The organism is Pseudomonas sp. GL93 (assembly GCF_003408955.1).
Taxonomy (GTDB): domain Bacteria; phylum Pseudomonadota; class Gammaproteobacteria; order Pseudomonadales; family Pseudomonadaceae; genus Aquipseudomonas; species Aquipseudomonas paracarnis.
Map to the genome: position 1 here is coordinate 13,074 of NZ_NKRF01000092.1, position 11,868 is coordinate 24,941.

General features: G+C 58.2%; 11 protein-coding genes. 4 read left to right on the forward strand and 7 right to left on the reverse strand.

All coding sequences use genetic code 11. The features are described 5' to 3' along the window. Nucleotides 1-65: 65 nt before the first annotated feature. Complete coding sequence (gene rnt, locus CER19_RS20925; protein WP_003188980.1) at nucleotides 66-737, reverse strand: ribonuclease T; 672 nt, start codon at nucleotides 735-737, stop codon at nucleotides 66-68. Continuing rightward, nucleotides 734-1,780 (reverse strand): dihydroorotase, encoded by a 1,047-nt coding sequence (gene pyrC / locus CER19_RS20930; protein ID WP_116667824.1) that lies wholly within the window; start codon nucleotides 1,778-1,780, stop codon nucleotides 734-736. Before pyrC ends, rnt begins: the two co-directional genes overlap by 4 nt. A gap of 157 nt (nucleotides 1,781-1,937) precedes the next feature. On the opposite strand from pyrC, the gene CER19_RS20935 reads away from it, so the two are divergent. From CER19_RS20935 to CER19_RS20945, 3 genes are all read left to right on the forward strand, one after another. After that, the gene (locus CER19_RS20935; protein WP_116667825.1) at nucleotides 1,938-2,846 is read left to right on the forward strand and encodes an OmpA family protein; all 909 of its coding nucleotides are present in this window, start codon (nucleotides 1,938-1,940) and stop codon (nucleotides 2,844-2,846) included. 128 nt (nucleotides 2,847-2,974) lie between these two features. Beyond that, complete coding sequence (locus CER19_RS20940; protein ID WP_003188984.1) at nucleotides 2,975-4,192, forward strand: argininosuccinate synthase; 1,218 nt, start codon at nucleotides 2,975-2,977, stop codon at nucleotides 4,190-4,192. Between the two features lie 613 nt (nucleotides 4,193-4,805). After that, nucleotides 4,806-5,438: a response regulator transcription factor gene (locus CER19_RS20945; RefSeq protein ID WP_003188986.1), complete on the forward strand. Its 633-nt coding sequence runs from the start codon at nucleotides 4,806-4,808 to the stop codon at nucleotides 5,436-5,438. Nucleotides 5,439-5,521: 83 nt separating this feature from the next. Here CER19_RS20945 and CER19_RS20950 read toward each other — a convergent pair whose 3' ends face one another. The 4 genes from CER19_RS20950 to metG form a co-directional block, all read right to left on the reverse strand. Next, nucleotides 5,522-5,704: a PA3496 family putative envelope integrity protein gene (locus tag CER19_RS20950; RefSeq protein WP_014717144.1), complete on the reverse strand. Its 183-nt coding sequence runs from the start codon at nucleotides 5,702-5,704 to the stop codon at nucleotides 5,522-5,524. Nucleotides 5,705-5,811: 107 nt separating this feature from the next. Then, nucleotides 5,812-6,450 carry an endonuclease III gene (gene nth, locus CER19_RS20955; RefSeq protein ID WP_116667826.1) on the reverse strand — a complete coding sequence of 213 codons (639 nt, stop codon included), beginning with the start codon at nucleotides 6,448-6,450 and terminating at the stop codon, nucleotides 5,812-5,814. Nucleotides 6,451-6,510: 60 nt separating this feature from the next. Then, on the reverse strand, nucleotides 6,511-7,479 hold the full coding sequence (rsxB, locus tag CER19_RS20960; protein WP_116667827.1) for an electron transport complex subunit RsxB: 969 nt from the start codon (nucleotides 7,477-7,479) through the stop codon (nucleotides 6,511-6,513). Between the two features lie 87 nt (nucleotides 7,480-7,566). Beyond that, complete coding sequence (gene metG, locus CER19_RS20965) at nucleotides 7,567-9,618, reverse strand: methionine--tRNA ligase (RefSeq protein WP_116667828.1); 2,052 nt, start codon at nucleotides 9,616-9,618, stop codon at nucleotides 7,567-7,569. 172 nt (nucleotides 9,619-9,790) lie between these two features. Between metG and apbC the strand changes: the two genes are divergently transcribed. Beyond that, nucleotides 9,791-10,885 carry an iron-sulfur cluster carrier protein ApbC gene (gene apbC / locus CER19_RS20970; protein ID WP_034135812.1) on the forward strand — a complete coding sequence of 365 codons (1,095 nt, stop codon included), beginning with the start codon at nucleotides 9,791-9,793 and terminating at the stop codon, nucleotides 10,883-10,885. 521 nt (nucleotides 10,886-11,406) lie between these two features. Here apbC and fdxA read toward each other — a convergent pair. Next, nucleotides 11,407-11,730, reverse strand: coding sequence for a ferredoxin FdxA (gene fdxA / locus CER19_RS20980; protein WP_003208688.1), 324 nt, complete (start codon nucleotides 11,728-11,730; stop codon nucleotides 11,407-11,409). Between the last annotated feature and the right edge of the window lie 138 nt (nucleotides 11,731-11,868).

Here is an 11,868-nt window from a genome sequence, read left to right on the forward strand (position 1 = left end):
GCCAACGTAACGGTACAAAAAAACCGGCCTGAAAAGGCCGGTTTTTTTATGCGCGGGATTTGATTTCAGTCGTTGAAGTCTTCCCAGCCGCCCATCTGTTTCCAGCGATTGACGATGCCGCAGAACAGCTCGGCGGTCTTCTCGGTGTCGTAGCGGGCCGAGTGGGCTTCACGCCCGTCAAAGTCTATACCGGCTGCCTGGCAGGCTTTTGCCAGAACGGTCTGACCGTAGGCCAGGCCGGCAAGCGTTGCGGTGTCGAAACTGGAGAACGGATGAAACGGGTTGCGCTTCATGTCCAACCGCGCCACGGCGGCGTTCAGGAAGCCCAGGTCGAAACTGCTGTTGTGACCGACCAGGATCGCACGTTTGCAGCCATTGGCCTTCAACGCCTTGCGCACACCACGGAAGATATCGGTCAGCGCCGCTTCCTCACTTACCGCCATGCGCAGTGGGTGGTCGAGCTTGATCCCGGTGAATTCCAGGGCAGCGGCTTCGATATTGGCGCCTTCAAACGGCTCGACGCGGAAGAAATGGGTGTGCTCCGGGTACACAAAGCCCTGTTCGTCCATGCCGATGGTGGTTGCGGCAATTTCCAGCAAGGCATCGGTGGCGCAGTTGAAACCACCGGTTTCTACGTCGATGACGACCGGCAGATAGCCGCGAAAACGCTCGGCCATCGGATGGCGCGAGCCGCCACCGCCGTGCTCTTGTTCGTCGTCGTAATGGTCTTCACTCACTTGCTTTCCTCCAGCAGGCGCCAGCGCAGTGTTTCACCGGCGCGCAGCGGGATAACGGTCAGCTCGCCAAACGGCAGGCTGGCAGGGGCGGTCCAGTCTTCACGAACCAGGGTAATGCGGTCGGTATTCGCCGGCAGGCCGTAGAAACGCGGGCCGTTGAGGCTGGCGAAACCTTCGAGCTTGTCCAGCGCGTTACGCTGATCAAACGCTTCGGCGTACAACTCGATGGCGGCAAACGCGGTGTAGCAGCCGGCGCAGCCGCATGCGGCTTCCTTGGCGTGCTGGGCGTGGGGCGCCGAGTCGGTGCCGAGGAAGAACTTCGGGCTGCCGCTGGTGGCGGCATCCAGCAGGGCTACCTGATGGGTGTTGCGCTTGAGGATCGGCAGGCAGTAGAAGTGCGGCCGAATCCCGCCCACCAGCATGTGGTTGCGGTTGTAGAGCAGGTGATGGGCCGTGATGGTCGCGCCAACGTTGGCCGACGCCTCGCTGACGAACTGCACCGCATCGGCAGTGGTGATGTGTTCAAACACCACCTTGAGCGTGGGGAACAGCTCGACCACACGACGCATGTGTTCATCGATGAAGATTTTTTCGCGATCGAACACGTCCACATCGCCACGGGTGACTTCCCCGTGGATCAGCAATGGCATGCCGACCTCCGCCATGGCTTCGATCGCCGGCAGGATCTTATCGATACTGGTTACACCGGAATCGGAGTTGGTGGTCGCGCCTGCCGGGTACAGCTTGGCGGCGTGCACATAACCGCTGGCCTTGGCTTCACGGATTTCTTCAGGCTGGGTGCGGTCGGTCAGGTAGAGCACCATCAACGGTTCGAAGCGGCTGCCGGCCGGTCGCGCAGCGAGGATGCGCTGGCGGTAGGCGTCGGCTTCTGCGGCATTGCGCACCGGAGGTACGAGGTTAGGCATGATGATGGCGCGGCCAAACGTGCGCGCGACATCGGCCACGGTTTGAGGTAACGCAGCACCATCGCGAAGATGAATATGCCAGTCGTCGGGACGCAGCAGGGTCAGGCGGTCGGACATTGGGGATTCCAGGCGGGTCAATCTGGTGGGGATGCTACCGGAAAAGACACTTGCAGGCACTCGCTATCAAGTTTTGCAGGATGCGACCGATAGCAGGGGGGTATGCCTTAACGATGTATGACGCTGTGAAGTGTTGTAGAAACCAGTGGAGCCTCCCGTGCGCCAGCATTATCTAGCCCTGCTCAGTGTGTTCGCCAGCCTGCCTGCGGCGGCCCTCACGTTCCAGACACGCCTGGAGAATATTGAGTGGAAGGTAGAGGGCGACCAGTTCGAGTGCCGCCTGACCCAGCCGATCACCGATTTCGGTTCCGGTGAATTCGTACGCCGGGCCGGCGAGCAGGCGACGTTTCGTCTGAAAACCTATGGCAGCAGCCTCGGCGCCGGCTCGGCAACCCTGTTGGCCGCTGCCGCGCCGTGGCAGCCGGGCCGAGGTGATATCAACCTTGGGGCCGTGCGTGTCGGCAGCGGCGACGTTTTGTTCAATAGCTCCCAGGCCCAGGCCGGTCGCCTGTTCACGGGCTTGCTTGAAGGGCGCAGCCCCACCGTGCGGCATTACGGGCGTGAAGGCGGTTACTCGGAAATTCGCCTGCTGCCCGTGAAGTTCAACAAGGCCTACAGCGATTATCAGCTGTGCACCACCAAGCTGCTGCCCATGAATTACGACCAGGTCAAACAGACCGAAGTGGGCTTTCCCGGCGGCGGCATTGAGCTGGACGCGGCGGCCAAGAAGAAGTTGTCCGTGATCCTGGCGTTCATGAAGGCCGATCCTACGGTCAACCATGTCGAGTTGAACGGCCATTCGGACAACAGTGGCAACCGCCTGACCAACCGCGACGTTTCACGCCGCCGCGCCCTGGCGGTGATGGACTACTTCAAGGCCAACGGCATCCAGGAATCGCAGATCACGATGCGCTTCCATGGCGAAAGCTACCCCTTGGCGCCCAACACCAATGCCGCCAACCGCGCGCGTAACCGCCGTGTGAATATTCAGCTTGAGCGCGTGGCTGCCCCTGAGAAACCTGCGCCCCAGGCCACTACGCCGAGCAACCCGGCGGCTACCTCATAAGGGCGACCATCGGTCGCCCACTCGACATAATCTGTCGCTTTATCTTCATTTGCTGTCGCGCCCCTGTAATTTCACGGTTTTGATCGGTAGAATCGTCGCCTTTCCGTACAACCCCGTGGAGTGATGGCATGGCCGACGTAAACAAGGTCGTTCTCGCGTATTCCGGCGGCCTGGACACTTCGGTGATCCTCAAGTGGCTGCAGGATACTTATAACTGTGAAGTGGTGACCTTCACTGCTGACCTGGGTCAGGGTGAAGAGGTCGAACCTGCACGTGCCAAGGCGCAAGCCATGGGCGTGAAAGAGATCTACATTGACGACCTGCGCGAAGAGTTCGTCCGCGATTTCGTCTTCCCGATGTTTCGCGCCAACACTGTCTACGAAGGTGAGTACCTGCTGGGTACCTCCATCGCACGTCCACTGATCGCCAAGCGCCTGATCGAGATCGCCAACGAAACCGGCGCCGACGCCATTTCCCATGGCGCCACCGGCAAGGGCAACGACCAGGTCCGTTTCGAACTGGGTGCCTACGCACTCAAGCCAGGGGTGAAAGTCATTGCGCCGTGGCGTGAATGGGACCTGTTGTCCCGTGAAAAGCTGATGGATTACGCTGAAAAGCACGCCATCCCGATCGAGCGCCATGGCAAGAAGAAATCGCCGTACTCGATGGACGCCAACCTGCTGCACATCTCCTATGAAGGCGGCGTGCTGGAAGACACCTGGACCGAGCACGAAGAAGATATGTGGAAATGGACGGTCTCCCCGGAGAACGCTCCAGACAAGGCGCAATACCTGGAACTGACTTACCGCAACGGCGACATCGTTGCGCTGGACGGCGTTGAAATGACCCCGGCCACCGTATTGGCGACCCTGAACCGGATCGGTGGCCAGCATGGTATCGGCCGTCTCGACATCGTCGAGAACCGTTACGTGGGCATGAAGTCCCGTGGCTGCTACGAAACCCCAGGTGGCACCATCATGCTGCGCGCTCACCGCGCCATCGAATCCATCACCCTGGACCGCGAAGTCGCTCACCTTAAAGACGAGCTGATGCCCAAGTACGCCAGCCTGATCTACACCGGTTACTGGTGGAGCCCTGAGCGTCTGATGCTGCAACAGATGATCGACGCCTCCCAGGCTCATGTGAACGGTGTTGTGCGCCTGAAGCTGTACAAGGGCAACGTGATCGTCACCGGCCGCAAATCCGATGAGTCGCTGTTCGACTCCAACATCGCCACCTTCGAGGAAGACGGCGGGGCCTACAATCAGGCGGACGCGGCAGGCTTCATCAAGTTGAACGCACTGCGCATGCGCATTGCTGCCAACAAGGGCCGCTCGTTGTTCTGAACCGTGCGCCTGTCGTGAAAAATGGCCCCTTATGCAAGGGGCCATTTTTTTTGCCTGGATTTTAGATGCCGCGCTGTTTATTAGCGTTTAGCGTGTGTTTAAGGTTTTTTCGTAACTTGCGCAATTATTTTCCGGTTTTATCTTTTTGTTTTTAAGGTTGAATGATTTTTTACATCTGAGGAGGAACTATGTCTGACAGAAAATTCACTCATGTAGTTGCAATGGAGATGTTAGTTGTTGAATTTTCTGTAGGAATTATGGAAGTGTTTAAATATGTTAAATGGAACTAATGCGGACGGTTTTTCCTGCTCGGTTTGCGGGCGTCATTGCGACAAGCAAGGGGCATTTCCTGAAAGTCTTGTGCGGCACGTTTACCTTCAGGGGCGCATGCCCCAGACATTTCACTCAAAATATGTGCGCGCCGAGAAAGGTCTGAAAGCAACCATAAAGCTACATGCATCTAAGTTGGCGAATTTTTGTAGGTTAATTCCTATCTTCTTGTGGGTTGGGTCTCTGCCTGCTCTTGCTCGGGGTGGAATGCTATGCCAACTAGTAATCGACTAGGCTATTGTGTTTGCTCTAAATAATTCGAACAGCGAAATTGGACTTTCTCATGAATAAAGTGCTGATCGTGGATGATCATCCCGTCATTCGTCTTGCTGTGCGCATGCTAATGGAGCGTCATGGTTATGAGGTCGTTGCCGAGACTGATAACGGTGTCGATGCGTTGCAACTTGCACGGGAACACATGCCGGATATTGTGATACTGGATATCGGAATTCCCAAGCTCGACGGCTTGGAAGTTATTTGTCGGCTGGCTTCGACCAAGCAAGCCGTCTCGTTCAAGGTGCTGGTGCTGACGTCCCAGGCTCCCGGCCATTTTTCCATGCGCTGCATGCAGGCGGGTGCCGCCGGCTATGTGTGCAAGCAGCAGGATCTGACAGAGTTGCTCAGTGCTATCAAGGCGGTGCTTTCCGGCTATAGCTATTTCCCGAACCAGGCGCTCAACTCAGTGCGGTCAACCATGGGCAATGCCAGTGAAGCTGACATGGTCGAACGCTTATCGGGGCGGGAGATGATGGTGCTGCAGCAACTGGCCCGTGGCAAAACCAACAAGGAGATTGCCGATGGCATGTTCCTCAGCAACAAAACCGTCAGTACCTACAAGACGCGCTTGCTGCTCAAGCTCAATGCCAGGTCCCTCGTGGACCTGATCGAACTGGCCCAGCGCAACGGCCTGGTCTAGGAGGATATTGCCCCCCTTGAATACCCGTGTAACCGGCAGAAAAAAGCCTCCGTCAGGGAGGCTTCCGGCCGTCAACGGCTCGATCAGAGATCGAAGTCGTAATCGGCCAGCTGTTTTTGCAAGCGTCGCTCTTCCAGAAGATTGTCGATAGTGCGGCGTTTGCTTAAATTGGTCTTGGCCACCTCTGCCACAGGTGCCTCTACCACATCGTCATCCGACTCAACGAGGTCGTCTTCCACTTCCAGTTGTTCGTTGCCAGCGCTCATAAGGTCAACTCCAGGCTAAGACTGCCGTTGGGGCTCCTTATAGCGATAATCCGCGAACGGGTAAAAAAGATTTTTTCAATCGCCTGATCACAAAAACCAATGATCGCTCAATCGTCGGAGGTCTTGTCCTTGTATTCGCACAAGTCTTCGATACGGCAGCTGCCGCAGCGCGGCTTGCGGGCCTGGCAAACGTAGCGTCCGTGCAGGATCAGCCAATGGTGGGAGTCGAGCAAATAGGGCTTGGGCACGAACTTCATCAACTGCTTTTCCACCTCAACCACATTCTTGCCCCGTGCAATGCCGGTTCGGTTGCTGACGCGGAAAATGTGCGTGTCCACCGCCATGGTCAACTGCCGAAACGCCGTATTGAGCACCACGTTCGCGGTTTTGCGGCCCACGCCTGGCAAGGCTTCGAGGGCTTCGCGGGTTTGTGGTACCTCGCCTCCATGCAGCTCCAACAGCAGGCGGCATGTCTCGATCACGTTCTTGGCCTTGCTGTTATATAAGCCGATTGTCTTGATGTATTCGGACAGGCCTTCCACACCCAGGGCGTAAATCGCGGCAGGTGTATTGGCCACGGGGTACAACTTCGCCGTGGCCTTGTTAACGCCAACGTCCGTGGATTGAGCCGAAAGGATCACCGCAATCAGTAATTCGAACGATGAGGAGTAGGCCAGTTCGGTTTTCGGTTCCGGATTGTCTTCGTGAAACCTGCGGAAGATTTCCAGGCGTTTTGCGGCATTCATAGGGACAGACGTTTCCTTGCAGGCGGTCGGCGTGATGTTAGCAATACACAGCGCAGTGGGTCAGTCGTTGGCCTCGGCATCTTGCAGCGTTTGCTCGGCGGCATTCAATGCGGCTTTCAAGGTTGCCAATTGATGCTCGTCAGCATGGTGATCCTGAGCCTTTTTCAACGCTGCACGGCGCATGGCCAGCTGGATTTTTGCGCGCTTGAACTCGGCGCTTTTAGTGGCCGTCTTTGGTGGCTGCGGTGAGCTGTTGGCCTCCAGTGCGGCAAGCGCCTGCTCGGATGCCTCGAACTGTCGCTGCAGCATAATCAATTGCGACTGTTGCTCAAAGGTCGGCGGATGCCCAAACGCTTTCAAGGATTTGTGCAACTGAGCGCGACTCATGGCGACGCTGCTTTTGGCCTGCTTGATCGCGGCGTCCTGAGCAGCCTGAGGGTGATCGACCGGTGCCACCTCCATCGGCGCTGTGCGCTTGGCTCGTGCCAGGCGTTCGGCGAGCTTGCAAGCTTCTTCACGTTGCAGGCGGGCGTTACGTTGTTCGAAGCGCCGCCGCGCCCGGTTGCGTTTGAAGTCGCGTGCACGCCGTTCATCATCGTTGCTGGCCAAGTCACCGACGATAGGCAGAACGTCAGCAAGCGGACGCATCTCGATACAGTCGACAGGGCAGGGCGCAACACACAGGTCACAACCGGTGCACTCGTCGACAATCACGGTGTGCATCAGCTTGGCGGCACCCACAATGGCATCCACCGGGCAGGCCTGGATGCATTTGGTACAACCGATGCATTCGGCCTCGCGGATATAGGCGACTTGCGCAGGCGCATCTCCACGGCTCGTGTCCAGGTCCAGTACCGGCAGGCGCAGCAGTTGTGCAAGCCCGACGATGGTTTCCTGCCCGCCGGGCGGGCACTTGTTGATGGCTTCGCCTTTAGCGATGCCTTCTGCGTAAGGTTTGCAACCCGGGTGCCCGCACTTGCCGCATTGAGTCTGCGGCAGCAGCGCATCGATACGTTGAATGAGGTTCATGCTGTAATCATAGCGTTGACGCCCGGCCCAGGGAGGAGGGCAAGCTGAGAAGCCCCGCCGTAGCAACAGCGGGGCATTTTGCAGAGGTTACTTGATGCGTTGGCCCGGCTTGGCGCCGCTGTCCGGGCTCAGCAGGTAGATTTCTTCGCCGCCAGGGCCAGCCGCCATCACCATGCCTTCGGAAATGCCAAACTTCATTTTCCGCGGCTTGAGGTTGGCGATCATCATGGTCAGGCGACCATCGAGCTTGGATGGGTCCGGGTAAGCGCTCTTGATGCCGGAAAACACGTTGCGCCGTTCGTCGCCGATATCCAGCGTCAGGCGCAGCAGCTTGTCGGCACCTTCCACAGCTTCGGCTTTGATGATCAGTGCCACACGCAGGTCCACGGCGGCAAAGGCGTCGAAATCGATTTCCGGGGAAATCGGGTCCTTCGCCAGCTCGCCATTGCCCGCCGGCGCGGATTGGCCGGTATCGGTCTGGCTGGCCACCAGGTCTTCTTTCGAAGCGTCGGTCATGGCCTGGACTTTTACCGGGTCAATCCGGGTCATCAAGGGCTTGAACGCGTTCAACTGATGATTACCGAGCAAGGTGGTGTGATCGTTCCAGCTCAACGGCGCCACGTTGAGGAACGCCTCGGCATCGGCGGCCAGCAATGGCAGCACCGGCTTGAGGAAGATCACCAACTGGCGGAACAGGTTGACCCCGGTGGCGCAGATCGCCTGGACTTCAGCTTCCTTGCCTTCCTGCTTGTTCAGCGACCAGGGAGCCTTGTCGGCGATCCAGGCGTTGGCACGGTCGGCCAGCCCCATGATCTCGCGCATGGCACGGGCAAAGTCGCGGGCCTCATAGGCGTCGGCGATGCTTGGCGCGGCGGCCAGGAAGGCGTCGGTCAACTCCGGTGCGGCGTTCTCGGCTACCAGTACACCGGCGTTGCCCTTGTGGATAAACCCGGCGCAACGGCTGGCGATGTTGACGACTTTGCCCACCAGATCCGAGTTGACCTTCTGTACGAAGTCTTCCAGGTTCAGGTCCAAGTCGTCCACACCACGGCCCAGCTTGGACGCGTAGTAATAGCGCAGGTATTCCGGCGACAGGTGGTCCAGGTAGGTGCGCGCCTTGATAAAGGTGCCACGGGACTTGGACATTTTCTGGCCGTTGACCGTCAGGTAGCCGTGCACGGCGATGCCGGTCGGCTTGCGGTAGCCCGAGCCTTCAAGCATTGCCGGCCAGAACAGCGCGTGGAAGTTGACGATGTCCTTGCCGATGAAGTGGTACAGCTCGGCGGTGGAGTCCTTGCCCCAGAACGCGTCGAAGTCCAACTCCGGGGTGCGATCGCACAGGTTCTTGAAGCTGGCCATGTAGCCGATCGGCGCGTCCAGCCATACATAGAAATACTTACCCGGCTCGCCCGGAATCTCGAAGCCGAAGTACGGCGCGTCGCGGGAGATGTCCCACTGCTGCAGGCCACTGTCGAGCCATTCGGAGAGTTTGTTGGCCACAGCGTCCTGTAAGGTGCCGCTACGCGTCCAGGTTTGCAGCATTTGCTGGAAATCCGGGAGCTTGAAGAAGAAGTGCTGCGAGTCCTTGAGCACCGGAGTGGCGCCGGAGATCGCTGACTTGGGATCCTTCAAGTCGGTCGGTGCGTAGGTCGCGCCGCATTTTTCGCAGTTGTCGCCGTACTGGTCTTCGGTGCCGCATTTCGGGCAGGTGCCCTTGATGAAACGGTCGGCCAGGAACATTTTCTTTTCCGGGTCGAAATACTGGGTCACCGAACGTTGGTCGATGTGCCCGGCTTCCTTCAACCGCAGGTAGATCTGGCTCGACAGCTCGCGGTTTTCTTCGGAGTGGGTCGAGTGGAAATTGTCGAAGTCCACCAGGAACTCGGCAAAGTCGGCGCTGTGTTCAGCCTGCACATTGGCGATCAGTTGTTCCGGGGTGATGCCTTCCTTTTCGGCGCGCAACATGATGGCCGAACCGTGGGCGTCGTCCGCGCAGACATAAATGCATTGATTGCCGCGATGCTTCTGGAAGCGCACCCACATATCGGTCTGGATGTACTCAAGCATATGGCCAAGATGGATCGAACCATTGGCATAGGGCAGGGCGCTGGTGACGAGGATCTTGCGTGGCTCGGACATGGGGCTCGGCTACTTGATGAAACGGAGGTCGGCCACTATAAAGCGCCGGGAAATTTATTTCACCCCGTGACGCTGTTTCAGTATCTTGCGCACCTTCGAAAGCATGCCGTTCGGCGGCTGGAACGGTTAGGATAGCCGCCTGTTTCAGTCAGTCTTTTTTCGGGAGTAGCCCATGAGCGCCGTCAATCGCGCAGCGGTGGAAGCCGTTCTTCGCCAGTACACCGACCCTTATTTGAACCAGGACCCGGTCAGTGCCGGCTGTGTGCGTGCCATCGAGGTCCAGGGCGACCAGGTGTCGGTGCAGTTGCAACTGGGTTATGCCGCGGGTTTGTTCAAAAGCGGTTGGGCGCAGATGCTGCAAATGGCGATCGAGGGCCTCGACGGTGTGGGTTCGGCCAAGGTCGATATCCAATGCGTGATCGCGCCGCACAAGGCCCAGGCGCAGATCCCGGGCCTGGCCAACGTCAAGAATGTGGTGGCGGTGGCGTCCGGCAAGGGCGGCGTGGGTAAATCCACCACGGCGGCCAACCTGGCCCTGGCCCTGGCCCGGGAAGGGGCGCGCGTGGGCATTCTCGATGCCGATATCTACGGGCCGAGCCAGGGCGTGATGTTCGGCATCGCCGAAGGCACACGGCCGAAGGTCAAGGATCAGAAATGGTTTGTACCGATCGAGTCGCTGGGTGTGGAAGTGATGTCCATGGCGTTTCTCACCGATGACAACACGCCGATGGTCTGGCGCGGGCCGATGGTCTCCGGTGCGTTGCTGCAATTGGTCACACAAACAGCTTGGGGCGACCTCGACTACCTGGTGATCGACATGCCGCCAGGCACCGGCGATATCCAGTTGACCCTTGCGCAGAAAGTCCCGGTGGCCGGTGCGGTGATCGTCACCACGCCCCAGGACCTGGCGCTGCTCGACGCCAGGAAAGGTGTGGAGATGTTCCGCAAGGTCAACATCCCGGTGCTGGGCGTGGTGGAAAACATGGCGGTGCACATCTGTTCCAACTGCGGGCATGCCGAGCATCTATTCGGTGAGGGCGGGGGCGAGAAGCTCGCTACCCAGTATGGCGTTGAACTGCTGGCATCGTTGCCATTGGCGATGGAGATACGCGAGCAGGCCGATGGTGGCAAACCTACCGTCGCGGCAGAGGCTGATGGGCAGATCGCGATGATCTATCAGGAATTGGCCCGTCATGTCGGTGCGCGGATTGTTTTGCAGGAAGCGACGGCGCCGGCGATGCCGACCATTACCGTGAGCGACGATTGATTAGGCTTTAACGGTTACGCGAAAAGCCTGACGCCCAGTATGGCTCTCGGGTTTTTCGCGAGCAAGCTCGCTCCTATAGGTGGGGCGCCAATAGGGCTTGTTGCTACTTTACGCAATGCGCGTGTAAGCATTCGCTTACTTTTCCGTAAGTGTTTGGTTTTTTTAGCGGTTGCGTACGTCTTGAATCGACGAAGCTATTATCTATCTTTTTGAAAAATAACGATTATTTTCATACTTGCGAGTGGCAAAGTTTGTCAGCCCGCCGTGGGGATCGCGTTGAACTTCCCTCGGAACGCTCTAACATCAGCCCTGTGTCCACGGATTGGCACAGCCATCAAGGAACGATGGTTTGAAGGAACGTCGCAGGATGCGATTCATCAGGATGATGAAAAGGAATACAGGGACTAGGGAAAAAATGTGGGCGGGTCATACCGCCCCTTTTTTCGCCTGTAGAAAAGTAAAACGCTCCCTTCAGAAACGCAAAAAGGCCCGCAAGGGGCCTTTTGGGGGCGACGACGCTATCAGCGTTCGAGGTCTGCAATCTTACCTTTCTTGCCATCCCACTCCGCTGCATCGGGCATCGGGTCTTTGCGCTCGGTGATATTCGGCCAGATTTCCGCCAACTCGACGTTCAGCTGAATAAACTCCTGCATCTCCGCAGGCACTTCGTCCTCGGAAAAAATCGCGACGGCCGGGCATTCTGGTTCACACAGGGCGCAGTCGATGCACTCATCCGGGTGGATAACCAGGAAATTCGGGCCTTCGTAGAAGCAGTCCACCGGACAGACTTCTACGCAGTCGGTGTACTTGCACTTGATGCAGTTGTCGGTGACGACGAAGGTCATTTCTAATTTTCTCCTCAGGCGGCGGCAGCGAAACCCCTTGTGGTGGGGTTCGCGAGGTTTGAGAGCGATAGTCTGCGGACCAGGCTAAAAGCCCGCAGCATCCCAAACCGCGCGAGATTCTATCAGCTTGCAAGCGTC

Bases quoted from the DNA above. Each gene is read 5' to 3' on its own strand.
- pyrC (WP_116667824.1), bottom strand. From the start codon at position 1,780: ATGTCCGACCGCCTGACCCTGCTGCGTCCCGACGACTGGCATATTCAT.
- CER19_RS20940 (WP_003188984.1), top strand. From the start codon at position 2,975: ATGGCCGACGTAAACAAGGTCGTTCTCGCGTATTCCGGCGGCCTGGAC.
- CER19_RS20945 (WP_003188986.1), top strand. From the start codon at position 4,806: ATGAATAAAGTGCTGATCGTGGATGATCATCCCGTCATTCGTCTTGCT.
- CER19_RS20950 (WP_014717144.1), bottom strand. From the start codon at position 5,704: ATGAGCGCTGGCAACGAACAACTGGAAGTGGAAGACGACCTCGTTGAG.
- nth (WP_116667826.1), bottom strand. From the start codon at position 6,450: ATGAATGCCGCAAAACGCCTGGAAATCTTCCGCAGGTTTCACGAAGAC.
- rsxB (WP_116667827.1), bottom strand. From the start codon at position 7,479: ATGAACCTCATTCAACGTATCGATGCGCTGCTGCCGCAGACTCAATGC.
- metG (WP_116667828.1), bottom strand. From the start codon at position 9,618: ATGTCCGAGCCACGCAAGATCCTCGTCACCAGCGCCCTGCCCTATGCC.
- apbC (WP_034135812.1), top strand. From the start codon at position 9,791: ATGAGCGCCGTCAATCGCGCAGCGGTGGAAGCCGTTCTTCGCCAGTAC.
- fdxA (WP_003208688.1), bottom strand. From the start codon at position 11,730: ATGACCTTCGTCGTCACCGACAACTGCATCAAGTGCAAGTACACCGAC.